Here is a 21566-nt window from a genome sequence, read left to right as displayed (position 1 = left end):
GCCGGATTATAGGAGGGCAGGGATGCGGTGGCCCGTTTCATACCCCGCCGGACATGACGCACTTTTCTTTGTCTGGCCAAAGGCACGCAGCAAAAGAACGACGCGCCGGAGATGACCGACTTCTCCTTGAATTCGCGCGGCCGTGCGGGGAAGCAAAATCCAAGACGCCATCCAAGGGCTCAGCGCCAAAGAAAAAAGGCCAACCCGTCGTGATGGTTGACCTTTTTTTTCTGGCTGGCGTGCTGATGGCTCAAGTCGCCACGGGTTTCTTTGCTGCGAGCAACCCCTTAAGCGCCCCTAACCGATCCTTGGGCGACATTGCCGGCATCGAGTCCTCCGGCGCAGGCCCATCCTCCTCTCCAAGCTTCATCTCCGCGATATATCGCGACGGCTCGCACACCACGGTTTCACGCGCCCGCTTGCGCTTCTTGCACCAACTGATATGCAAGCTGCGCTGCGCCCGCGTAATGCCTACATACATCAACCGCCGCTCTTCCTCGATCTTCTCGTCGGTCAGGTCGTCGTCTTCACGGCAGTGCGGCAGGATCCCTTCTTCCACGCCCACCAGAAACACGTGCGGATACTCCAGCCCCTTGCTCGCATGCAATGTCGAGAGCCGCACCGCATCCGGGTCCTCTTCCCTGCCTTCAAGCATGCTGATCAGCGCGATGGTCTGCGTGAGCTCCAGCAGGTTCTTGCCGGTGTCCATCAGGCCATCGGCGTTGTCGAAGTTGGTGGCGTCTTCGTCTTCGAGCTTCTCGGGCTTGGTGCCCTTGCGCTTGAGCCAATCCAGAAACTCCAGCACGTTGGTCCACTTGTTCTGGGCCTGCCGCTCGTCGTAGGTGTCGTACAGATAGGCCTCGTAGTGGATGCCTTCCATCATCTCGTCGAGCAGCGTGCCGGCGGGCTCCTTCGCAGCGCGGTCTGACAGGCGCACGATGAACTCGCAGAACACGCGCAGCGGCTCCAGTTGACGCGGCGCGAGCTGCGCCTCGATGCCGCCCATCATTGCCGCCTCGAACAACGACACCTTGGCCTGCCCAGCGAACGCGCCCAGCACTTCCAGCGTCGCATTCCCCACGCCGCGCTTGGGGCACGTGATGGCGCGGATGAACGCCGGGTCATCATCCGCGTTGGCGATCAGGCGCAGATACGCACACAAGTCCTTGATCTCGGCCTTGTCGAAAAAGCTCTGCCCGCCCGAAAGCACATACGGAATGCGCTCACGCCGCAGGATCTGCTCGAACAGGCGCGCCTGAAAGTTGCCGCGATACAGGATCGCGTAATCCCGAAACTGCGCGCGGCGCTCGAACTTGTGCGCGGAGAGCTTGAAGACCACGCTCTCGGCCTCGTGCTCTTCATCATTGGCGCCCGTCACGTTGATGGCGTCGCCCATGCCGTGCTCGCTCCACAGCGTCTTCTCGAACAGCTTTGGGTTCTGCGCGATGACGGCGTTGGCCGCATTCAGGATGCGCACCGTGGAGCGGTAGTTCTGCTCCAGCTTGATGACTTTCAGGTTCGGGAAATCGGTCTGCAGCAGCTTGAGGTTGTCCAGCGTGGCGCCGCGCCAGCCGTAGATGGCCTGGTCGTCGTCGCCCACTGCCGTGAAGGCCGGTGCGCGCAGGTGCGAGCCGCCCGCCAGCAGCTTCAGAAGCTGGTACTGGCAGGCATTCGTGTCTTGATATTCGTCGACGAGGAAATAGCGCAGGCGGTTCTGCCACTTCAGGCGCACGTCTTCATTGCGCGCGAACAGTTCGGCGGGAATGCGGATCAGGTCGTCAAAATCCACCGCCTGATACGCGTGCAGCGTGGCGACGTAGTTGCGGTAGACCAGCGCGGCCTGGTGATCGTCGGCGTTGTTGTTGGCGAGCGCCTCCGCAATGGCGGTTTCGGGGTCGACAAGACCGTTCTTCCACAATGAGATCGTGCTCTGCACGCGGCGGATCAGTTGCTTGTCGGTGGTCGCCAATTGCTCCTGGATCATGCCGAAGCAATCGTCCGAATCCATGATCGAGAAGCGCGGCTTGAGGCCCACGTGCTCGGCCTCCGCACGCAGAATCTGCACGCCCAGCGAGTGGAACGTACACACCGTGAGTTGCTTGATGGGGATACGCTTGCCGTCTTCGCGTGTCTTGCCATCCATCAGCTTGGCCACGCGCTCCTGCATCTCTTTGGCCGCCTTGTTGGTAAACGTGACGGCGGCGATGTGACGCGGCTCGAATCCCTTGTCGAGGATCAGGTGCGCGATCTTCTGCGTGATCACGCGCGTCTTGCCCGAGCCCGCCCCCGCCAGCACCAGGCATGGGCCATCGAGATAGTGCACACCTTCGGATTGAGCAGCGTTGAGCCCGTGGGCGAGACCAGAAGACATGGGAACAGGCGGGAGGAAATCGGGCGGGAACTGACAGCGGAGGGCGATGGTAGCACGCGGGGGCGACGCGCTTTGCGCGTCATCATGGCTGCCGCCAGCCGGGGTTTTGCGAGGGCCGCCGACGCTGCGCGCACACGCGTTTCTCACCCGCTTTTTGGATGGCGATAGCCTCGATTGCAAGCCGCACGCGTTTGCGCCCCTCGCTTTCTCCCGCCGCCGTTACACGGCTTACGCGCGGTTACACGACGGCCGTCAGCGTTCAGCCGAAACGGGCCGTTATTGGCAGCAGAGCGGCTGAATCGGTCAGCCGCCAATTGGGGGAAAACCATGAACCGCATCGTCAAAGTCCTGGCTGTGTCCGCTGTCGCTCTGTCCGCCGCCACCGGCGCCTTCGCGCAAACGCACTGGCAAAAGGAACACCCACGCCGCGCTGAAGTGAACAAGCGCCTGGCCAACCAGAACCGCCGCATCCACAACGAAGTGAAGGAAGGCGAGATCACCAAGGGCCAGGCCGCGACGCTGCGCAAGGACGATCGCCAGATCCGCCAGGAAGAGCGCGACATGGCCGCCCAGAACGGCGGCCACATCACCAAGCCGGAACAGCGCGTACTGAACCAGCAGGAAAACCAGGTGAGCCGCCAGATCGGCAACTGATCACCGGCTTTCCTTTGACCCGCTCACTGGCCACACGCAGAGCACTTCCCACGTTTCAGGGTTGATCTGACGGCCCTCCAGCACCATTGATACGAAGGCACCGATGCCATCCAGAAACCCGTGCCGATACTCGGGCGGGTGGATGCTGGCGTATGCGGGGCGGTGCCCGCTTCTGACAGATGGCATGTCGGCCTCGCCAAGTTGCATCGGAGGCTCGCCATCTCGTTGCTACACGGGGTGGCGGGCCTGACGGCGGGGGTAGCAAAACCGGCCCTTAGAGAACGACCGGCAGACCCGAAGGTCTCCTCGCCCGGCCCCCCAGGCACTACAACGGCCAGCCTCAGTTGCCAGCACTATCCGTTGGCGTATTGAACGAGTCCCGCAGCAGATAGCTCATCGGCACTTCCAGGTTCACCCCGTTGGGCGGAATCGGCTGCTGGAACCACTTCTTGTATAGCTTCGGCACCTCGCCGTCCACAATCAGCCGCGTCATCGACTGATCGATCAGCTTCTTGAATTCCGGGTCTTGCTTGCTGAGCATAATTGCGTACGACGACACCAACTGGGTCTTGCCCGCCAGGCGATAGTCGGCCGGATTCCTGGCCGTGGCGCGCATGCCCGAGAGCAGGATGTCGTCACCGGCGAACGCATTGGCGCGGCCATCGGCCAGCATCGCAAACGCGCTGCGCAGGTCGTTGGCATCCACCACGTGCATCGTCATACCGGTCTCGTTGAGCTTGCGTGCGAGGTCGGCATTGGTTGACCCGCGTGCGGCCACCACCGTCTTGCCGTTCAGGTCTTCCCATTGCTGGATGGGCGAGGCCGTCTTCACCAGCATGCGGCCCTTGGTGATGTAGTGCGGAATCGTAAAGGCCACCTTCTCGCGTCGATCGCGCGAGTTATTGGTTGAGCCACACTCCAGGTCGGCCTTGCCCGTGGCGATCACGTCCATGCGCGTTGCAGCCGTCACCGGCAGGTATTGCACCTTCAGGTCGGGGCGCTTCAGCGTGGTCTTGAGCGAGTCGATCAGATGCGAGCAGATGTCGATCGCGTAGCCCACTGGCTTGCTGCCGTCGAGGTACGAAAACGGAATCGAGTCTTCCCGATACGCCACGTGTACCGTGCCCGAGTCGCGGATGCGATCGAGTGTCGGGGTGGCGGCGAGGGCGTTGGATGAAGAGAGCGCGGCGGAAACAGCGGCAGGAATGGCAAACGCGGGCAGCAGCCACGTGCGCGCAGGGAACAGCATCGTCAAAGGTCCTGGGAGAGAGTTAGGGCTATATGGGCACGGCTGGCCCGAAGTGACCGTGCCGCTGCCGCTGTGCCCTGTCGGCGCGGCCGTCTTCGCAATCGTTTGCCGGGTCAGCCCGGATCGATCGCGTCGAACTGGCTTGCGCGCGCCACTCCCCCGGAGAATGCCAAACCGTGAAGCAATGTCACGCGCCGCCATGGGCGCGCATTATGCGCTGATTGCGGGTATACCCTCAAGCACCTTCTCGGTGCATGGTTGATGGGTGTTGCGTTAGTCCGCCACCTTGTCGGTCGGAAACTTGAACGAGTCGCGCAGCAGGAAGCTCATCGGAATCTCAAGCTTCACACCGTTGGGCGCAATGGGCTGCTGGAACCACTTCTTGTAGAGCTTCTCTGCATCGCCATCGAGGATCGTGCGCGACATTGCCAGGTCGACCACTTTCTTGAACGCCGCATCGTCCTTGCCGAGCATGATTGCGTAGGGCGCTACGGCCAGGTTGCTGCCGACCACCGCGTAGTCCGCCGGGTGGGGCGAAGTGGCGCGAAAGCCATAGAGCAGCACGTCGTCCATCGCAAACGCATCGGCCTTGCCAACTGCCACCATGCCAAAGGCTTCGGCGTGGTCCTTGGCTTCGATCACGTTGATCTTGAGCACGCGCGCATCGGCCATTGAGCGAATCTGCCCGCCGTTGGTACTGCCCCGCGTGGACACCACCGTCTTGTTGTTCAGGTCTTCCCAGCGGTGGATGCCCGAGGTGGTCTTGACCAACATGCGTCTGCTGGCAATGTAATGCGGGATAGTGAACGCTACCTTCTCACGCCGCTCGCGCGTGTTGTTGGTCGAGCCGCATTCCAGATCGGCCTTGCCCTCGGTGATGGCGGCAATGCGCGTGGCCGGTGTCACCGCCACATAGGCCACCTTCAGCTCCGGCCGCTTGAGCGCCACTTTGATCGCATCAACCAGCCGCGCGCAGAGGTCGATCGAATACCCCACCGGCTTGCCGCCATCGATGTAGGAGAACGGCACGGAGTTCTCGCGATACGCCAGCCGGACGGTGCCGGATTCGCGAATGCGGTCGAGAACGGGGCTGGTGGATGCGGCCAACGCCTGGAATGCGCACAACGCCAGGCCGGCCGCGGGCAATGCGCGGGTCGGATGCGGCACGGGGGATGTCTCCTGTCGGATTATTTTTCTGGTGCCGGCGCGCTTGCGCGGCTCCCCACCCTATGCGATGCGGTCTTTCATCCTGCTTTCATTGCCTTCGCCGCTTCCAACCTGTGGCCTCTTCACAGCGCGTTCACGCGGGCCATGCGCGCTGCAGCACGGCCCCCAGTTCCTGCGCGTGGCCGTCGAGCGTGCCAAACACGCGGCCATGCTGATGGTGAAAGCGGCTGGCGATAAAGCGTTCGGCGTCGTCCGGGTGGGCGTGCGCCAGCATCAGCGCGGCCTGCGCGGTCAGTGCCAGCCCCTGCGCGATGCGGCGCGCGGAGGTCTCCTGAATGTCGCCCGGCTGATGCAGCATCGCCTGCAGCGCAGCCAGTTCGGCACGCACGGCGCGGTGGCCCTGCGCGCGCTCGCCAATGTCGTGTACCAGGCGCAGCGCATCGTCCGGCGTGCGTGCGATGGCGCGCAGCACATCCAGGCACATCACGTTGCCCGAGCCTTCCCAGATGGAATTGACCGGCGCCTCGCGGTACAGGCGCGCCATCGGGCCTTCCTCGACATAGCCGTTGCCGCCCCAGACTTCCATCGCCTCGCCCGTGGCTTCGAGGGTGCGCTTGCAGACCCAGAACTTGGCCGCCGGCGTGACGATGCGCTTCCAGGCGGCGGCCAGCGGATCGACATCGGCGCGCTCGAACGCGCTGCCCAGTTCCATCATCAGCAAGGTCGCGGCCTGAGATTCAAGCGCGAGATCAGCCAGCACATTGCGCATCAGCGGCTGATCGACCAGCAAGCGGCCAAATGCCATGCGATGGCGCGCGTGGTGCAGCGCCTGCATCAGTGCGTGGCGCAGGATGGCCGCGCTGCCGATCACGCAGTCCAGGCGCGTGTGCGTCGCCATCTCGATGATGGTCGGAATGCCGCGCCCTTCCTCGCCGATGAGGATGCCCTCCGCGCCACGGAACTCCACCTCGCTGCTGGCGTTGGAGCGGTTGCCGAGCTTGTTCTTTAGGCGCTGGATCTCGATCGGGTTTTTGCTGCCGTCGTCGCGAAAGCGCGGCACGAAAAAGCACGACAGCGGACCATCTTCGGCGCCCATGCGCGCAACCACCAGGTGTGCATCGCACATCGGCGCCGAGAAGAACCACTTGTGCCCGGTGATGGCGTACGTCGCGCCGCGCCCCTCGCCGCGCAAGGCGGTGGCCACCGTGATGTTGCTGCGCACGTCGGAGCCGCCTTGCTTTTCCGTCATGCCCATGCCGATGAGGATGGCGTTCTTCTGGCGCCACGGCAGATCGCGCGCATCATGCTCACGGGCATACAGACGCGGGCCCAGATCAGCAAACAGCGCGGTCTCTTTCTGCAGCACGGGGATGCTGGCGAACGTCATCGTCGCCGGGCAGAGCGTGCCGGATTCGATCTGGGCCTGCATGAAATAGCCGGCGGTGCGGGCAATCCAGGCGCCGGGGCGTGGGTCGACAAACGGCAGAGCCTGCAGGCCCTGGCCGCGCATCAGGCTGAGCAGGGCGTGCCAGGCGGGGTCGAAGCGGATGGCGTCGATGCGCTCGCCGGTGCGGCTGTGGGTGTGGAGTTCGGGCTGGTATTCGTTGGCCTCGGCGGCCCACCGCAGGGTTTCGGGGGCGCCGAGCTGGTCACCGAAGGATCGCAACGCATCGGCGTTCCAGCCGCCGCCCAGGCGTTCGAGGGCGCTTTGCAGCGTGGCGTCGGACGTGAAGGGGTTGAAGCCGGTCAGATCCTGGACCTGATTGAAGACGCGGTGCGTGGCATCGGTGGGCATGGAGGGTCTCCTGGCGTGTCACATTTGGTTGTGAGGCCATGGTAGACCAGTGATGGCTGGGGCGGGTGGAGGGGGATTTCCATACGCGGTTTGGGTTTTTGAGGTTTGCGCATCCCGCATCCTGCATCCCGCATCCCTTGCATCGGCCCTTGCAGGGAGCCAACATCCAAACCTGCGAATCCCCCCACAGCCAACCACGAAACCAACGGCTACGCGCCAGCGCTTAAGATGACGGCACGTTTCATCAAGCCAACGCCCACGCCAACGCCCATGCAGATCTACCACAACCCCCGCTGCTCCAAATCCCGCGCCGCCCTTGAACAGGCCGAGGCCTTTGCCGCAGAAAAGGGCGAACAACTCGACGTCATCGAATACCTGAGCACGCCGCCCACGCTGGCTGATCTCAAGAGGCTCGCCGCGCAGCTCGACACTCCGCTGCGCACGCTCGTCCGAGAAAACGAAGACGAATACGCGCAACTCAATCTGGCCGATGCATCAGATGACGCGCTGCTCAAGGCCATTGCAGCACACCCGAAGCTGCTGCAGCGCCCCGTGCTCGTTCGCAACGACAGGGCCACCATCGGCCGCACACCCGAAGCACTCGACGCCTTCCTGAAGTAACTCCGGCGCCCCACAAAGTTGAACGGCCTGGCGATTTCCATCGGACAGGCCGTTCAGGGGTGGCCGTATCTCGCTTTGCGCGAGGGCCGGGGCTGCGTCCGTCAAGACGCGCAAGGGCACCGGATTATTCCAGGCCCATCCATCGGGCCATTTCTGACCCGAAGCCAATTGCCAGCAGGGCGGCAAGCACCACTGCCAGCGCCGCCACGGTAGACACCATGGCGACTTTCATCACCTCTGCGTCGTGGTGCGCGTTGCTGTGCGTGTGATGTAGATGCTGCGCACGCATGCTCAACGGGACCGCCTTCGCAGACGATTTGCGATGCCAATGCAAGCGCTCCGTCATCGCTCGCAAGTGTTGCGTGTCAAACGCGTCACGGGAAAATCGCATCGCGGAACCTCCCGTTGTTGGCTGATAGCCGACGCCGGCACGCACCGGCGTCGGGGGCACGTGCGGCCCGAAAACGATACGGCAAGCAAATGGCGTATGCGAGTGGCTTTGCTTGCCGGCGCCGGGTGGCGCAGTCGTCTGGTCGCCTCGCACAAGCCCAGCGTAGGCGCGGGTTTGCGGCGCTGCAAGTTGCGTTGCGGCATGGTGCGCGCATCACGCGGGCAAGACGCAAACGGTATGCGGCTCTTGGCGAAATGCGTGATGTGTCCGGCGCTCAATCCTGAGCAGATTGGTGGGGCACTTGTGCGGCGGCGCGCTGGGCTTCGCGCTCGGTTTGCCGTTGATGCAACTCGGCGAGCATGTTGCAGAAAAGTGCGCCTTGCTCTTTTGCGTCGTCCAGCGCGATATGCGTGTGCGGCAGCGGGTCGTGCCAGTGTTCGGGAAAGAGCGCCTTCACGTTGCGTCGATACGGCAGGCCCGTGAGCGCAAAGGCCAGCGTCTTGATGTCGAGCGCTGCCCAGCCGAACGGCGAGCGTCCGGCAAAACGCATCATGTACCAGAACATGTAGGTGAAATCGAAGCCTGCCGGAAACGCCACGAACACAGGCTTGCCGGGCAGGCTCTCGACCCATTCCACGTAGCGTGGCAGGGCCACTTCGGGGGCTTCGAGGTTGGTACGGCAGGCCGCCCACGCCTCGGGCTGCGTTTGCCACCATTGCATCTGGATCGGGTGGCCTTCAGCGCCCGGCAGCGTTTCCAGGTTGGCCTCAAACGTGCCGACGAGCGTCTTGTCGGCCAGGTACGCCGCGCTCGCGAAGCTCAGCATCGAGTGCGGCCCTGGAATGGGCCCATCGGCTTCAATGTCGGTGCTGACGTAGATTTCGGGCCGTGTGTCAGGCAGCTGGTTGCCGCGCTTGCGGCGAGGCTTGTCTGCCGGTGCGGCAGGCGCGGTGTCGGCGAAGATGTTGTCGCTGTCGTTATCTTGATCGCTCATGTTGTGCCTTCGTTGGCAAACAGGCGATCGGCAACGTACGGATTGGTCGCGCGCTCCTCGCCGAAGGTGGAGACCGGCCCGTGGCCCGGCACAAAGGTGACGTCGTCGCCGAGCGGCCAGAGCTTGGTGCGGATCGCGCGGATCAGGTCCGCATGATTGCCGCGCGGAAAATCCGTACGGCCAATTGAACCCGCGAACAGCACGTCGCCGACGATGGCGACGCGATCTTCCGCGCTGAAAAACACCACATGGCCGGGCGTGTGGCCGGGGCAGTGAAACACCTGCAGCGTGCGGCCAGCGGCTTCTACTGTGTCGCCATCATCCAGCCAGCGGTCGGGCACGAAGGCGTTGGCCGGCGGAAAGCCGAAGCGCTGGCTTTGCATCGGAAGCTGATCGATCCAGAACGCCTCGTCTTTGTGCGGGCCTTCGATGGGCACGCCAAGCTGTGTGCGCAGCGCATCGGCGGCGGCGCAGTGGTCAACATGACCGTGCGTGAGCAGGATCTTTTCGATGCGCGCGCCGTGCTGTTGGGCGGCGGCCAGGATGCGTTCGATATCGCCGCCCGGGTCGGTGACGGCGGCCGCGCCATCGTCGCCGATCAGCAGCGTGCAGTTCTGTTCAAACGGCGTAACGGGGATGACGACGACTTTCATGTGATCTTTGGCGCGCATTTGCGCATGTCAGGGATAACCCGATTGTATCGGGCCGAGCCCGCGCCAGCACTGGGCTCGCGGGGCGCACTGTTACATCGGAAAGAAAATATTACAAAATTGATGCGAGATGACAGCATGATGTGATCCTTTTAATAGGAAATGTAAATAATCGATCAAAGCATGCGTGTTAGACTCGCGGCCATGTTCCAGTTGACCCACCCGATCCCCAGCCTTTCGGCCGGCCGCACGCTGCGTGCCTGGCTGACGCATGGTGCCGCACTGCTGGCGCTCGCAGGCTGTGCCGCCGTACCCGGCGAACCGCCCACGGGTGGGCAGCCTGGCCTGCAGGCCAGCAAGCCTGCAGCCGCCGCGTTGAAGCCGGCCGACCCGCGCAACAACCCCGATGCCTGGGGCGCGCTGTCGTTTCGCGGCGTGCCGGATTCGAGCAGCCTCAAGCTTGACGAGAACGCAGATACGAGCCCCGGCCTGCGCGCCGACCTCGGTACGTTCGAGCAACGCGGCGTGGCTTCGTGGTACGGCCGCGGCTTCCACGGCCGCCGTACCGCCAGTGGCGAGCGCTTCGATATGAACGCCTTCACGGTGGCGCATCCGTCGCTGCCGCTGCAGAGCTGGGTGCTGGTGCGTAACCTTTCCAACGACCGCGTGGTGGTGGCCAAGGTGACGGATCGCGGCCCGTATCACGGCAAGCGCATCGTCGACATGTCGTATGCGGCGGCCAAGCGTCTGGACTTCGTGAAGCGCGGTTCGACGCAGGTGGAGATCCGCCGTCTGTCGCGCGCCGAAGTCGAAGCGTTGCGCCCCGAGTTGACGCAAACCGACGTCGCCAGCAATGACGGTGATGCCGATGTGGGCGGTGATGAGCCCGCACCCGCAAAGAAGAAGGCGATCAAGCGTCGCGCCAAGCGCCGCTGATTCAGCCGTCTTTCAGCACCGTCAATCCTTCCCCTCGTTTTTCAACGCCAGCGCGCTCTGATACAGCGCGTCTACCGGCGCACCCGTAATCGCCCCGGCCAGCTTGGCCGCGCGCTTGGCGGGCAGCTCGGCCAACAGCAAGCGCAAGACCTGATCCGCCGCCATGGCGGTCGGTGCCGCATCCTGCGTGCCTGCGCCTTCCACCACCAAGACGAACTCGCCCTTGCCGTGGGCGGCATCGGCGGCAAGCCATGCGGGTGCATCGGCTGCAGGCAGCACGACAATCTGCTCGAACAGCTTGGTCAGCTCACGACCGATGAGCAAACGCCGCGCTGGCAAATGCTCCGCCAGCGCGGCGAGAGTGGCGTCGATGCGATGCGGCGCCTCGTACAGCACCCACGCCGGCCCATGCGCCGCCCATTGACGGATGGCGGCGTCGCGCTGCCCAGCCTTGGGCGGCAGGAAGCCAACAAACGTGAATTGCCCATCCGACGTGTCGAGCAGCTCGCCGGCGGCGGAAAGCGCTGTGACCACCGCGCTCGCGCCCGGCAGCGGGATCACGCGCTGGCCCGCCGCACGCACCGCCTCGACAATGCGCGAGCCGGGGTCTGACACGCCGGGTGTGCCCGCATCAGACACATAGGCAATGCGCTCGCCCTGCGCCAGACGCGCGACGATGCGCGCCGCTGCCTCGCGCTCGTTGTGCTCGTGCGCCGCCAGCATCGGCCGCGACAAGCCCAGCCGATTGAGCAACTGCCCGGTGTTGCGCGTGTCCTCGCAGGCCACCGCATCAACGAGGCCGAGCACATGACGCGAGCGCAGCGACACGTCGGCGGCGTTTCCGATGGGGGTGGCCACCACATATAATGCGCCGGCGGGATAGTGCTGGTCGTGCGCCAGCAGGGTCCAGTCAGGATCACTCACGAGAACTTCTCTCAGTCACTTGGTTCAAACCGCAAATGCACGCGCCGCAGCCCGTTCCTGTGCCACACGACAACGCTACAACCGGCGAGGCCGGTGAAGATCGCGCGCTGCGCTATCTGCAGGCGCGCGGTTTGTCGGTGGTCACCCGCAATTATCGCTGCAAGGGCGGCGAGATTGATCTGGTGATGCGCGATGCGGCCGGTGTGTTGGTGTTTGTCGAGGTGCGCGCCCGCGTGGCGCGTTCCACGCAGCGTTTCGGCGGGGCGGCCGCGAGTGTCACGCCCGCCAAACAGCGCCGCCTGATTGCCGCAGCCGAAGATTTTCTCGCACGGCAGGCCGAGAATGTGCCCGCCTGCCGTTTTGACGTCATCGCCATCGATGGCACACGCATTGCATGGATGCGCGATGCCTTCGGTGTCGAAGCTTGAGCCTGGCTCTTCTTTCTTCCGGATTTCATCCAAGGACAGCATGAAACTCTCGTCGCCTACGTTTGCCAGCGCCCGCCGCATTGTCGTGCTGGCCGCCCTGGCCGGTGTCACCGCCACGCAGTTGACCGCCTGCTTCCCGCTGTTTGCCGGCGCCGTGGCCGGCGGCGTGGCGCTTGCCACCGACCGTCGCCCGACCGCTACCCAGACCATCGACCGCGGTTTGCAGATGGAAGCCGAGAGCACGCTGATCTCGCGCTACGACGGCCGCGCCCACGTCAACGTGACGGTCTACAACCGCAAGGTGCTGCTGACCGGCGAAGCCGGCACCGAGCAGACCAAGCAGGAGATCGGCCAGTACGCGCAGAAGCTGCAGAACGCACGCGAGGTCGTCAACGAGATCGTGGTGACGCCGGTGTCGAGCACGTTTGGCTCGCGCACCAACGATACGTACATCACCACCAAGGTGAAGAGCATGCTGGCCGGCACGGAAGGCGTGCCCTGGAACTCCATCAAGGTGACGACCGAAGCGCAGACCGTCTTCCTGCTGGGTGTGGTGACCGAGGCCGAAGGCAACAAGGCCACCGAGGCCGTGCGCACCGTGGGTGGCGTCAACAAGGTCGTGAAGGTGTTCGACTACGTGAGCGAAGACGAACGCAGGCGCCTGGATTCGAACGCCACGTCGACCAACCCGTCGACCGCGCCCGATGCATCGCAAGGCACGCCCGCGCCGGTGCAAGGCACGCCAACGGCCACGCAGGCACCGGCACCTGTGACGTCGGCCGCGCCGGGCGTTACCGTGTCACCGACCAACTCGCCGGCACTGCCGCCGGGCAAGCAATTGCCGTAAGCCATATCAGCGGCATCGGCAACATCGCTTCGCAGGGAACGCAGCCACCGCGCTGCGTTTTTTGTTGCCTGCGCGCATCACGGGGCACATAGCCAGCCGTGCGTGTTAGCGTATGACGCTTCCGCGACTTCGCAGCCCCCCATGCCCGTCGTCCACCGTTTTGTTGCCGCCGTTCTATTTGCGGCGCTGTCCACGGCCCAGGCGGCCGATCGCCCGCCCTCCAACTTGCAAGCCCGCACCTGGGCCGCTACGTGCGCCAGTTGTCATCACGCCGATGTTGCCCCCGCCACGCCGGGGGCCAGGCGCGCCGCGCAGACATTGCCGTCGCTGGCGGGCCGCTCGCAGGCCGAGCTGATCGATGCGTTGCAGGCGTTTCGCAACGGCACGCGCCCGTCCACGGTGATGGGCCAGATCGCACGTGGTTATGACGACGCACAGATGGCTGCCATTGCCGGCTGGCTGTCGCGCCAACCGCAGGAGGCGCCATGAGTGAGTCGCTGCGCAAGGATCGACGCGCCATGTTGCGCGCGCTTGGAGCAACGGCGCTGGCCGGGCCGCTGGCTGCGTGCGCATCGCTATCGGGCATGCGCAATGCGCGCGTGGTGGTGGTCGGCGGCGGGTATGGCGGCGCGACGGCGGCCAAGTACGTGCGCGTGTTCTCCGGTGGCCGTGTCGACGTGACGCTGGTCGAGCCGAACGCCGCGTTTGTCTCGTGCCCGCTGTCGAATCTCGTGCTGTCGGGCGACCGTGACATGGCGTCGATTACCGTGCCGTATGACGCCCTGGTCGAGCGCCATGGTGTGCGCTGGGTGCGCGACCGCGCATCGGCCATCGACCTCGGCGCGAAGCAGGTGCGGCTGGCCGGGGGCGGTACGCTCGATTACGACCGCCTGATTCTCTCGCCCGGGATTGATTTCATGCCCGGCGCGATTCCCGGCCTCGCCAACGCCGCTACGGCTGCGCAGGCTCCGCACGCATGGAAGGCCGGCATGCAGACGCTGGCACTGCGCCATCGGCTCGAAGCCATGCCCAATGGCGGCACGGTGGCGATCAGCATTCCGCTGGCGCCGTACCGCTGCCCGCCCGCGCCGTACGAGCGCGCCTGCCTGATCGCCAACTGGCTGCAGCGCGCCAAGCCGGATGCGCGCGTGCTCATCCTCGATGCCAATGACGACGTGACCTCCAAGGGCGCACTGTTCAAGCGCGTGTGGGCCGAGCGTTATCCGAGGCACATTGAATATCGCCCGCAGTACAACGCCGTCGACATTGATGCCAAGGCCCGCGTGCTCAAGTTCGACGTGCAGGACGATGTGCAGGCAGATGTGGTCAACCTGATCCCGCCGCAACGTGCAGGGGCGATTGCCGTGCAAGCCGGGTTGGCGACGGCCAACGGACGCTGGTGCGAGGTGGATTTCCTCTCGTTCGAATCGAAGGTGGCGCCGGGCGTGCATGTGATTGGCGATGCCATCCAGACCGCGCCGTTGATGCCCAAGTCGGGCCACATGGCCAATCAGCACGGCAAGGTGGCCGCCGCTGCAGTGGTGGCGATGCTCGCCGGGCACGCGCCCGATGCGTCGCCGCTCTACACCAACACCTGCTACAGCTTTGCCACGCCAGACGAGGCGATGCACGTGGCGACCGTCCACCGCTACGACCCGGCCGAGCACACCATGGTCACAGTGCCCGGTGCCGGCGGGTTGTCGGATGCGCCTTCCGCCGCCGAGGGCAAGCTCGCCCAAGGCTGGAGCCGCGCAATCTGGTCGGACATGCTCGGTTAGGCCCACGGCACAAACAATGCGCAAGATTGTGCAAGTCGTGCAGGCGGCCCGCGCCTACAGTGCGTCATATGGCCGCGCGGGCGGCCGTTTGAACATCTGACCCATCATGTCTCCAAAGGATCTGCTGCTGGCCCTGACCGTTGTGCTGGTGTGGGGCGTCAACTTCGTCGTCATCAAGGTGGGCCTGCACGGTGTGCCGCCCATGCTGCTGGGGGCGCTGCGCTTTGCGCTGGTCGCCTTCCCGGCGGTGCTGTTCGTGCCGCGCCCCAGGATTGCGCTTAAATGGCTGCTCGCCTATGGCGCCACCATCAGCTTCGGGCAGTTCGCTTTTCTGTTCTCGGCCATGTACGTGGGCATGCCGGCGGGGCTGGCCTCGCTGGTGCTGCAGTCGCAGGCGTTCTTTACGCTGACGATCGCGGCCATCGTGCTGCGCGAGCCGATCCGGTGGTTCCATTTGGCGGGCATGGGGGTGGCGGCCTGCGGCTTGGGCGTCATCGGCATGGCGGGCGGCGGCTCGGTCACGGGCATGACTACGGCCGGCTTCCTGCTGACGCTGTGCGCGGCGTTTTCGTGGGCCAGCGGCAACATCGTCACCAAACGCATCGGACCAGTGAATGTGGTGAGCCTGGTGGTGTGGGGTGCGGTGGTTCCGCCGATTCCGTTTCTGCTGCTGTCGTACTGGATGGAGGGCCCCGAGCAGATCGCCCGCAGTCTGGCGAACATCAGCGGGTCGAGCATTGGCGCGATCGTCTACCTGTCTTTTGGTGCCACCATCTTCGGCTACAGCCTGTGGAGCCGCCTGCTGGCGCGCTATGCGGCGAGCCAGGTCGCGCCGCTCACGCTGCTGGTGCCGGTCGTGGGGCTGGTGTCGGCCGCCGTGCTGCTCGGCGAGCGGCTGGTGCCCGCGCAATGGCTGGGGGGCGCGGTGGTCATGGCGGGGCTCTTGCTGAACGTATTCGGCGGCCGGCTGGTGCCGCGGCGGGCGGTGGCCTGAGCGCCGTATCCTCGCCAAACAAGCGCCCGGGCCGCGAGGTTCCGGGCGTTTTGCTTTTTGGGCGACATAGGATTTGGCCCACTTCGGGCACAATATTGGGTCCGATTCTGCCCACTGCGACCATTGGTCCGCACACGCAAGCGGGCAACCCCATCCTCTGGAGACCGCATGAAGTTCGCCCCCACGCTCGCCGCGAGCGCCGCGCTGGCCGGCCTGGCGCTGTCCGCCACGTCCGCGCTGGCCGCCGTTGATGCTGCCCGCGCGCAATCCATCGCCAATCAGAACGCCTGCATGGGCTGCCACGCCGTCGACCGCAAGCTCGTCGGCCCGGCCTACCAGGACGTCGCCGCCAAGTACAAGGGCGATGCCGGGGCGCAAGCCAAGCTCATCAAGAAGGTGCGCGAAGGCGGCATGGGCAACTGGGGCCAGATCCCGATGCCGGCCAATCCGAAGATCGCTGATGCCGATCTGAAAACCGTGATCGACTGGGTGCTCGCGGGCGCCCCGGCCAAGTGAGGGATGTGATGACGGATTCCGTGAACCTCTCCCGCCGGGACGTGCTGCGCGCGGGCGCCATGATGGCGCTTCTGGTATCCGCCGGCATTGCCACACCGGCACAGGCCGCCGAGTGGAACAAGGCCGCGTTCGCCGTCAAGGGCGTGAATGACGTGCTCAAGCAACTGGGCGGCGGCGCTGTCGACAAGGGCGGCGCTGGCATACAGCTCACCGCCCCGGATATCGCCGAGAACGGCGCCGTGGTGCCGCTGGTGGTGACCAGCACGCTGCCCGGCACCGACCTGATCGCCATCCTGGTCGAAAAGAACCCGAACACGCTGGCCGCCACGTTCGCCATTCCTGGCGGCACCGATCCGTTTGTCAGCACGCGCGTGAAGATGGGCGAGACCTCGATGGTCTACGCTGCCGTGCGTGCCAACGGCAAGTGGGTGCTCGCGAGCAAGGAGGTGAAGGTTACCCTCGGCGGCTGCGGCGGCTAAAGAACAAGGAGCACACCATGGCAGACCCGATGCGCATTCGCGCAATGGAAAACGGCGGCACGACCGACGTGAAAATCCTGATGAAGCACGACATGGAAACCGGCCAGCGCAAGGATGCGTCCGGCAAGGTCGTGCCGGCTTGGCACATCACCAACGTGACGGTGCTTCACAGCGGCAAGACGGTGCTCGACGCACAGTTCGGCCCGGCCGTATCGAAGGATCCGTTCCTCAATTTCAAGTTCAAGGGCGGCGCCAAGGGCGACAAGGTAACGGTCACGTGGGTTGATAACCACGGTGACAAGCGCACCGACGAGACGTCGATCCAGTAAGCGCCATCCAGTCAGGCAAGCACAGGAGTCCGAGATGCGACGCAGCTTCTTTCGTGTGACCGCCGCGCTGGCGGCCTTGGGCGTGGCCGGCAAGGCTGCTGCCCAGAATGCACCGCGCGCGGGCGGCGGCGCCCGCTACAAGGTGGTCTACCAGTTGAGCGAAGGCAATGACCAGGCCGTGCGCGCCATCGGCAACCTGCGCAACCACCTCAACGGTGCGCCCGGCACGAAGATTGTGGTGGTGGCGCTGGGGCACGGTATTGAGTTCCTGGTCGAAGGGGCCAAGGATGCGCAGGGCCGCACGTTTGACGCGCCCGTCGCCGCGCTGGCCAGCATGGGTGTGGAGTTTCGCGTGTGCCACAACTCGCTGATGGCCTTCAAGGTGCCGGAAGACAAGCTGCTGCTTGAAGCCAAAGTCGTGCCCGCCGGTGTGGTGGAAATCACCCGCTTGCAGCAGGAAGAAGGTTTCGCCTATATCAAACCGTAGGCGACCCGCGGAGGGGACTGTGAAACGCTTCAAACAAATCGTCACGCTGGGTGCGGCGCTGGCCGCTGGCGTTGCCCTCACGGCCAGCGCGCAGGACACCAAGGACAGCACCGCCGCCGGCATCGCGCAGTACCGCGAAATGCTGGCCGACGGTAATCCGGCCGAGCTTTGGGAAGCCGCCGGCGAGGATCTCTGGAAGAAGCCTGCCGGCCCGAAGCAGGCGTCGCTCGAAGCGTGTGACCTGGGCCTGGGCCCCGGCGTGGTGAAGGGCGCATACGCCAGGCTGCCGCGCTTCTTCAAGGACACCGGCCGTGTGATGGACGCCGAACAGCGCCTCATGTACTGCCGCATGACGCTGCAGGGGCTGACGAAGGAAGAGGCTTCGGCCCGACCGTTCTCGTCGCCAGGCAAGGCGTCGGATATTGAACGGCTGATGGCGTACGTCGCGTCAGAATCGCGCGGCGCTGCCATCGACATTCCGCTGGCACATCCCGAAGAAAAGCGCGTGTATGAAATCGGCCGCCGCATGTTCTTCTACCGCGGCGGCGCGTATGACTTTGCCTGCGCCACCTGCCACGCCCAGCCGGGCTTGCGCATCCGCCTGCAGGAATTGCCTAACCTGCTGACGGCCGATGGTGCGCGTTTTGCGTATTCCACGTGGCCGGGCTATCGCGTCTCACAAGGCGAGGTGCGCACGATGCAGCACCGCCTGTACGACTGCCTGCGCCAGCAGCGCTTTCCGGAACCGCTCTACGGCAGCGAGGTGATCACTGCGCTGGAGATGTTCCTCGCCCGCAACGCCAACGGCGGCAAGATGGACGCGCCGTCAATCAAACGATGAGGCCACGCATGATCCGACTGATCCCCATCGTTTTGACCGCTTTGACGCTGGTTGTGGGCACCGCGCAGGCGGCAGACGCATCCAAGGCTGTCACCCCGCCCAAGCCCGATGTGAAGGCCGACGCCGCACTCGCCAAGGTCATCCACGAGAGCTTTGTCTCCAAGGGCCCGGCCACCGTGGAAGGCGTGACCGAGCGCGACGACGTGCAGAAAATCTGCAGCCAATACGCAGACCGCAACGCCGTGCCCGCCGCCGTTGCCAAGAAGCTGGAAGACGCGCAGCTCAAGACCATCCGCTACCCGGCCGACGGCAAGTGGCTGGGCGACTGGAAGGCAGGCGAGAAGACCGCGCAGAGCGGCCATGGCATGCAGTTCTCCGACCCGCCCGGCGGCATGAATGGCGCCAATTGCTATGCGTGCCATCGCCTGTCAAAAGACGAGGTGTCGTACGGCACCATCGGCCCATCGCTATATCAGTACGGCAGGCTGCGCGGCGGGGTTGACGCTCAGGAAGCCATCCTGCGCTACACGTGGGGCAAGATCTACAACTCCAACGCGTATGCGGCGTGCTCCAACATGCCGCGCTTCGGGCACAAGGGCATCCTGACCGAGCAGCAGATCCGCGACGTGATGGCGCTGTTGTTTGACCCGGTCTCGCCGGTCAATCAGTAGGGATCGTCATGCAGGCCCTTCAACGGCTCGTGATGTTGGCGGCGGCGATGGTGTTCGCCGCTGGTGCCGTTAGTGCCGCGCAGGCCGTCGAAGTGGGCGATGTGGTGACGATGCCCGAAGTGCAATTGCTCGACGGCACGCGCGTGCCGGGTGAAGCGTGGCACGGGCATCCGGTCATCATCGCCACGTGGGCATCGTGGTGCCCGTTCTGCGCGCTGCAGAACCCGCGTCTGCAGAAGCTGTACGACGCCACACGCAACACCGATCTGCGCATCCTCACCATCAGCATTGATGCCAACCCGCAACTCGCCCGCGATTACGTCGCCAAGCGCGGCCTCACCTTTGCGGTGACGATGGAAACCGACGCGCTGTGCGCTGCCACCGGCCCGCGCAAGGGCTTGCCCGAGCTGCTCGTGCTCGATGATCGTGGCCGCGTCGTGCGCAAGGAAGTCGGCGAGATGCTCGAAGACGATGTAGCGGACCTCGCACGCTACGCGCACAGCACCACAAAATGAACCGCCGCGAATTCGTTCAAGCCCTGACGATTGCCGCAGCCGCCGGTCTGCGCCTGACCGATGCTCACGCTGACACGGTCCACTACGACGTGCCTCGCTTCGGCAACGTCCACCTGCTGCACTTCACCGATTGCCACGCGCAGTTGCTGCCCATCGAATACCGCGAACCCAGCGTCAACCTGGGCGTGGCGCAATGGGCCGGGCAGCCGCCGCATCTGGTTGGCCATGCGCTGCTCAAGCGCTATGGCATCGCGCCCGGCACACGTGCTGCGCACGCGTTCACCGCACTCGACTTCACAGAAGCCGCGCGCCGCTACGGCCGCATGGGCGGCTTCGCGCATCTGGCCACGCTCATCAAGCGCCTGCGCGCCACACGCCCGAACGCGCTGCTGCTCGACGGTGGTGATACGTGGCAGGGCTCGGCCACGTCGCTGTGGACCAACGGGCAGGACATGGTCGATGCTGCCCTCGCACTCGGCGTGGATGTCATGACCCCGCACTGGGAGATGACCTACGGCGCCGATCGCGTGCGCCACGTGGTCGATCACGACTTCAAGAACAAGGTCGCCTTCGTCGCGCAGAACATCCAGACCGCCGACTTTGGCGATCCGGTGTTCGACCCGTACGTGCTGCGCGAGCTCAACGGCGTGCCTGTCGCCATCATCGGTCAGGCCTTCCCGTACACGCCGATCGCGCATCCGGCTGATTTCACGCCCGACTGGACCTTCGGTATCCAGGAAGAGCGGCTGCAGAAGATGATTGACGAGGCGCGCGGCAAGGGCGCCAAGGTGGTCGTCCTGCTGTCGCATAACGGCATGGATGTGGACCTGAAGCTCGCGTCGCGCGTGCGCGGGCTGGATGCCATTCTCGGTGGGCACACGCACGATGCGGTGCCTGCGCCGGTCAAGGTCAGCAACCCCGGCGGCGTGACGCTTGTCACCAACGCGGGCGCCAACGGCAAGTTCGTCGGCGTGCTCGATCTGGACGTGCGCGGCGGCGCCGTGCGCGATATCCGCTACACGTTGCTGCCCGTCTTCGCTGATCTGCTGCCGCCCGATCCGGCCATGACTGCACTCATCGAGCGCGTGCGGGCGCCGTACAAGAGCAAGCTGGGCGAGACGCTCGCCGTCAACCGCGGCCTGCTGTACCGGCGCGGCAACTTCAACGGCACGTTCGACCAGCTCATCGTCGATGGCCTGATGCACGCGCAGGGCGCGGAGATCGCCTTCTCGCCCGGCTTCCGCTGGGGCACGTCACTGCTGCCCGGCGAGGCACTGACGATGGAAGCGCTGATGGCCCAGACCGCCATCACCTACCCGGCCACCACGCTCACCGAGATGACCGGCGCGACGATCAAAACCGTGCTTGAAGACGTGGCCGACAACCTGTTCAATCCCGACCCGTACTACCAGCAGGGCGGTGACATGGTGCGCACTGGCGGCCTGCGCTACACCATCGACCCTACGCGCCCGATGGGCCAGCGCATTACCGACATGCGCCTGGGGGACAAACCGCTCGACGCCGACCGCCGCTACAAGGTGGCTGGCTGGGCCGCCGTATCGCCCGAAGCGCGCAAGGCCGGTGGCCGCCCGGTGTGGGACGTGCTGGCTGATTGGCTGCGCGACCAGCGCGAAGTGACCGCGAGGCCGCTGAATACGCCGCGTATAGTCGGCATGGAGGGCAATCTCGGCATCGAAAACACAGGTTGACCCGCGATTGAAGGCAAGCCGGGAATTCGGGTAGACTAAATTTTCACGGGCCGATAGCTCAGCTGGGAGAGCGCCGCGTTCGCAATGCGGAGGTCGGGAGTTCGATCCTCCTTCGGTCCACCAACTCACTGGCAAAGTTTGCCAAGCGTTTGAGACAGGGACGATATTTTTGCAGCAGGTGCAAGGACATGCTTCTCTGACAAAGTGTGCAGTCTTATGC

General features: G+C 64.9%; 25 protein-coding genes and 1 tRNA gene. 17 read left to right on the top strand and 9 right to left on the bottom strand.

The annotated features are described in order from the left end of the window. Positions 1-250 precede the first annotated feature (250 nt). On the bottom strand, positions 251-2371 hold the full coding sequence (locus PSUB009319_RS15465) for a UvrD-helicase domain-containing protein (RefSeq protein WP_124383111.1): 2121 nt from the start codon (positions 2369-2371) through the stop codon (positions 251-253). 327 nt (positions 2372-2698) lie between these two features. Between PSUB009319_RS15465 and PSUB009319_RS15460 the strand changes: the two genes are divergently transcribed. After that, on the top strand, positions 2699-3025 hold the full coding sequence (locus tag PSUB009319_RS15460) for a hypothetical protein (protein ID WP_124383110.1): 327 nt from the start codon (positions 2699-2701) through the stop codon (positions 3023-3025). Here PSUB009319_RS15460 and PSUB009319_RS15455 read toward each other — a convergent pair whose 3' ends face one another. The 4 genes from PSUB009319_RS15455 to PSUB009319_RS15440 all read right to left on the bottom strand — a co-directional run bounded on the left by PSUB009319_RS15455 (position 3026) and on the right by PSUB009319_RS15440 (position 7236). Beyond that, a complete protein-coding gene (locus tag PSUB009319_RS15455; protein ID WP_124383109.1) occupies positions 3026-3211 on the bottom strand; it encodes a hypothetical protein in 186 nt (61 codons plus the stop codon). It abuts the gene before it with no gap. A gap of 154 nt (positions 3212-3365) precedes the next feature. Further along, a complete protein-coding gene (locus PSUB009319_RS15450; RefSeq protein ID WP_124383108.1) occupies positions 3366-4274 on the bottom strand; it encodes an amino acid ABC transporter substrate-binding protein in 909 nt (302 codons plus the stop codon). A 273-nt stretch (positions 4275-4547) separates the two neighbouring features. Then, positions 4548-5441 carry an amino acid ABC transporter substrate-binding protein gene (locus PSUB009319_RS15445; RefSeq protein ID WP_124383107.1) on the bottom strand — a complete coding sequence of 298 codons (894 nt, stop codon included), beginning with the start codon at positions 5439-5441 and terminating at the stop codon, positions 4548-4550. A gap of 133 nt (positions 5442-5574) precedes the next feature. Then, on the bottom strand, positions 5575-7236 hold the full coding sequence (locus PSUB009319_RS15440; protein ID WP_124383106.1) for an acyl-CoA dehydrogenase family protein: 1662 nt from the start codon (positions 7234-7236) through the stop codon (positions 5575-5577). A gap of 270 nt (positions 7237-7506) precedes the next feature. Between PSUB009319_RS15440 and arsC the strand changes: the two genes are divergently transcribed. Beyond that, a complete protein-coding gene (gene arsC / locus PSUB009319_RS15435) occupies positions 7507-7857 on the top strand; it encodes an arsenate reductase (glutaredoxin) (protein WP_124383138.1) in 351 nt (116 codons plus the stop codon). A 124-nt stretch (positions 7858-7981) separates the two neighbouring features. Here arsC and PSUB009319_RS15430 read toward each other — a convergent pair whose 3' ends face one another. The 3 genes from PSUB009319_RS15430 to PSUB009319_RS15420 form a co-directional block, all read right to left on the bottom strand. Beyond that, positions 7982-8248 carry a hypothetical protein gene (locus PSUB009319_RS15430; protein ID WP_124383105.1) on the bottom strand — a complete coding sequence of 89 codons (267 nt, stop codon included), beginning with the start codon at positions 8246-8248 and terminating at the stop codon, positions 7982-7984. A gap of 274 nt (positions 8249-8522) precedes the next feature. Then, complete coding sequence (locus tag PSUB009319_RS15425) at positions 8523-9242, bottom strand: exonuclease (RefSeq protein WP_124383104.1); 720 nt, start codon at positions 9240-9242, stop codon at positions 8523-8525. Then, positions 9239-9895 carry an MBL fold metallo-hydrolase gene (locus tag PSUB009319_RS15420; protein ID WP_124383103.1) on the bottom strand — a complete coding sequence of 219 codons (657 nt, stop codon included), beginning with the start codon at positions 9893-9895 and terminating at the stop codon, positions 9239-9241. The genes PSUB009319_RS15425 and PSUB009319_RS15420 overlap by 4 nt, the downstream gene beginning before the upstream one ends. A 201-nt stretch (positions 9896-10096) precedes the next feature. Here PSUB009319_RS15420 and PSUB009319_RS15415 point away from each other — a divergent pair, with 201 nt between their 5' ends. Then, positions 10097-10828, top strand: a complete 732-nt coding sequence (locus PSUB009319_RS15415) for a septal ring lytic transglycosylase RlpA family protein (protein WP_185453485.1) — start codon at positions 10097-10099, stop codon at positions 10826-10828. Positions 10829-10849: 21 nt separating this feature from the next. On the opposite strand, the gene rsmI is transcribed toward PSUB009319_RS15415, so the two are convergent. Beyond that, entirely contained in the window at positions 10850-11752 is a 903-nt protein-coding gene (gene rsmI / locus PSUB009319_RS15410) for a 16S rRNA (cytidine(1402)-2'-O)-methyltransferase (protein ID WP_124383101.1), read from the bottom strand. 35 nt (positions 11753-11787) lie between these two features. On the opposite strand from rsmI, the gene PSUB009319_RS15405 reads away from it, so the two are divergent. The 14 genes from PSUB009319_RS15405 to PSUB009319_RS15340 all read left to right on the top strand — a co-directional run bounded on the left by PSUB009319_RS15405 (position 11788) and on the right by PSUB009319_RS15340 (position 21469). Continuing rightward, positions 11788-12180, top strand: coding sequence for a YraN family protein (locus PSUB009319_RS15405; RefSeq protein ID WP_124383100.1), 393 nt, complete (start codon positions 11788-11790; stop codon positions 12178-12180). 40 nt (positions 12181-12220) lie between these two features. Next, entirely contained in the window at positions 12221-13027 is an 807-nt protein-coding gene (locus tag PSUB009319_RS15400) for a BON domain-containing protein (protein WP_124383099.1), read from the top strand. Positions 13028-13168: 141 nt separating this feature from the next. Continuing rightward, on the top strand, positions 13169-13516 hold the full coding sequence (locus tag PSUB009319_RS15395) for a c-type cytochrome (protein ID WP_124383098.1): 348 nt from the start codon (positions 13169-13171) through the stop codon (positions 13514-13516). Next, positions 13513-14805, top strand: a complete 1293-nt coding sequence (locus tag PSUB009319_RS15390; RefSeq protein ID WP_124383097.1) for an NAD(P)/FAD-dependent oxidoreductase — start codon at positions 13513-13515, stop codon at positions 14803-14805. The genes PSUB009319_RS15395 and PSUB009319_RS15390 overlap by 4 nt, the downstream gene beginning before the upstream one ends. 106 nt (positions 14806-14911) lie before the next feature. Then, positions 14912-15799 carry an EamA family transporter gene (locus tag PSUB009319_RS15385; RefSeq protein ID WP_124383096.1) on the top strand — a complete coding sequence of 296 codons (888 nt, stop codon included), beginning with the start codon at positions 14912-14914 and terminating at the stop codon, positions 15797-15799. 168 nt (positions 15800-15967) lie between these two features. Further along, positions 15968-16315, top strand: coding sequence for a c-type cytochrome (locus PSUB009319_RS15380; RefSeq protein ID WP_124383095.1), 348 nt, complete (start codon positions 15968-15970; stop codon positions 16313-16315). 8 nt (positions 16316-16323) lie between these two features. Further along, entirely contained in the window at positions 16324-16794 is a 471-nt protein-coding gene (soxY, locus tag PSUB009319_RS15375; RefSeq protein WP_124383094.1) for a thiosulfate oxidation carrier protein SoxY, read from the top strand. A 17-nt stretch (positions 16795-16811) separates the two neighbouring features. Continuing rightward, a complete protein-coding gene (gene soxZ / locus PSUB009319_RS15370) occupies positions 16812-17123 on the top strand; it encodes a thiosulfate oxidation carrier complex protein SoxZ (RefSeq protein ID WP_024977295.1) in 312 nt (103 codons plus the stop codon). A 34-nt stretch (positions 17124-17157) separates the two neighbouring features. Next, a complete protein-coding gene (locus PSUB009319_RS15365; protein WP_124383093.1) occupies positions 17158-17610 on the top strand; it encodes a DsrE family protein in 453 nt (150 codons plus the stop codon). Between the two features lie 19 nt (positions 17611-17629). After that, entirely contained in the window at positions 17630-18451 is an 822-nt protein-coding gene (soxA, locus tag PSUB009319_RS15360; RefSeq protein WP_124383092.1) for a sulfur oxidation c-type cytochrome SoxA, read from the top strand. After that, a complete protein-coding gene (gene soxX / locus PSUB009319_RS15355; protein ID WP_185453483.1) occupies positions 18448-19122 on the top strand; it encodes a sulfur oxidation c-type cytochrome SoxX in 675 nt (224 codons plus the stop codon). Before soxA ends, soxX begins: the two co-directional genes overlap by 4 nt. A gap of 8 nt (positions 19123-19130) precedes the next feature. Further along, entirely contained in the window at positions 19131-19637 is a 507-nt protein-coding gene (locus PSUB009319_RS15350) for a TlpA disulfide reductase family protein (protein ID WP_124383090.1), read from the top strand. Then, positions 19634-21346, top strand: coding sequence for a thiosulfohydrolase SoxB (soxB, locus tag PSUB009319_RS15345; RefSeq protein WP_124383089.1), 1713 nt, complete (start codon positions 19634-19636; stop codon positions 21344-21346). The genes PSUB009319_RS15350 and soxB overlap by 4 nt, the downstream gene beginning before the upstream one ends. Before the next feature lie 47 nt (positions 21347-21393). Continuing rightward, positions 21394-21469: transfer RNA gene (locus tag PSUB009319_RS15340), tRNA-Ala, on the top strand. Positions 21470-21566 lie beyond the last annotated feature (97 nt).

Source organism: Ralstonia sp. SET104, assembly GCF_003851545.1.
Taxonomy (GTDB): Bacteria; Pseudomonadota; Gammaproteobacteria; order Burkholderiales; family Burkholderiaceae; genus Ralstonia.
This window is presented reverse-complemented; position numbering and strand designations above follow the sequence as displayed.

Excerpts from the sequence above, each read along its gene's own strand:
- PSUB009319_RS15385 (WP_124383096.1), top strand. The coding sequence starts at position 14,912 with ATGTCTCCAAAGGATCTGCTGCTGGCCCTGACCGTTGTGCTGGTGTGG.
- arsC (WP_124383138.1), top strand. The coding sequence starts at position 7,507 with ATGCAGATCTACCACAACCCCCGCTGCTCCAAATCCCGCGCCGCCCTT.
- PSUB009319_RS15395 (WP_124383098.1), top strand. The coding sequence starts at position 13,169 with ATGCCCGTCGTCCACCGTTTTGTTGCCGCCGTTCTATTTGCGGCGCTG.
- soxX (WP_185453483.1), top strand. The coding sequence starts at position 18,448 with ATGAGGCCACGCATGATCCGACTGATCCCCATCGTTTTGACCGCTTTG.
- PSUB009319_RS15400 (WP_124383099.1), top strand. The coding sequence starts at position 12,221 with ATGAAACTCTCGTCGCCTACGTTTGCCAGCGCCCGCCGCATTGTCGTG.
- PSUB009319_RS15460 (WP_124383110.1), top strand. The coding sequence starts at position 2,699 with ATGAACCGCATCGTCAAAGTCCTGGCTGTGTCCGCTGTCGCTCTGTCC.
- PSUB009319_RS15350 (WP_124383090.1), top strand. The coding sequence starts at position 19,131 with ATGCAGGCCCTTCAACGGCTCGTGATGTTGGCGGCGGCGATGGTGTTC.
- PSUB009319_RS15430 (WP_124383105.1), bottom strand. The coding sequence starts at position 8,248 with ATGCGATTTTCCCGTGACGCGTTTGACACGCAACACTTGCGAGCGATG.
- PSUB009319_RS15380 (WP_124383095.1), top strand. The coding sequence starts at position 15,968 with ATGAAGTTCGCCCCCACGCTCGCCGCGAGCGCCGCGCTGGCCGGCCTG.
- soxB (WP_124383089.1), top strand. The coding sequence starts at position 19,634 with ATGAACCGCCGCGAATTCGTTCAAGCCCTGACGATTGCCGCAGCCGCC.
- PSUB009319_RS15365 (WP_124383093.1), top strand. The coding sequence starts at position 17,158 with ATGCGACGCAGCTTCTTTCGTGTGACCGCCGCGCTGGCGGCCTTGGGC.
- PSUB009319_RS15415 (WP_185453485.1), top strand. The coding sequence starts at position 10,097 with ATGTTCCAGTTGACCCACCCGATCCCCAGCCTTTCGGCCGGCCGCACG.
- PSUB009319_RS15450 (WP_124383108.1), bottom strand. The coding sequence starts at position 4,274 with ATGCTGTTCCCTGCGCGCACGTGGCTGCTGCCCGCGTTTGCCATTCCT.
- soxZ (WP_024977295.1), top strand. The coding sequence starts at position 16,812 with ATGGCAGACCCGATGCGCATTCGCGCAATGGAAAACGGCGGCACGACC.
- PSUB009319_RS15405 (WP_124383100.1), top strand. The coding sequence starts at position 11,788 with ATGCACGCGCCGCAGCCCGTTCCTGTGCCACACGACAACGCTACAACC.
- PSUB009319_RS15440 (WP_124383106.1), bottom strand. The coding sequence starts at position 7,236 with ATGCCCACCGATGCCACGCACCGCGTCTTCAATCAGGTCCAGGATCTG.
- PSUB009319_RS15455 (WP_124383109.1), bottom strand. The coding sequence starts at position 3,211 with ATGCCATCTGTCAGAAGCGGGCACCGCCCCGCATACGCCAGCATCCAC.
- PSUB009319_RS15390 (WP_124383097.1), top strand. The coding sequence starts at position 13,513 with ATGAGTGAGTCGCTGCGCAAGGATCGACGCGCCATGTTGCGCGCGCTT.
- PSUB009319_RS15465 (WP_124383111.1), bottom strand. The coding sequence starts at position 2,371 with ATGTCTTCTGGTCTCGCCCACGGGCTCAACGCTGCTCAATCCGAAGGT.
- PSUB009319_RS15425 (WP_124383104.1), bottom strand. The coding sequence starts at position 9,242 with ATGAGCGATCAAGATAACGACAGCGACAACATCTTCGCCGACACCGCG.
- soxY (WP_124383094.1), top strand. The coding sequence starts at position 16,324 with ATGACGGATTCCGTGAACCTCTCCCGCCGGGACGTGCTGCGCGCGGGC.
- PSUB009319_RS15420 (WP_124383103.1), bottom strand. The coding sequence starts at position 9,895 with ATGAAAGTCGTCGTCATCCCCGTTACGCCGTTTGAACAGAACTGCACG.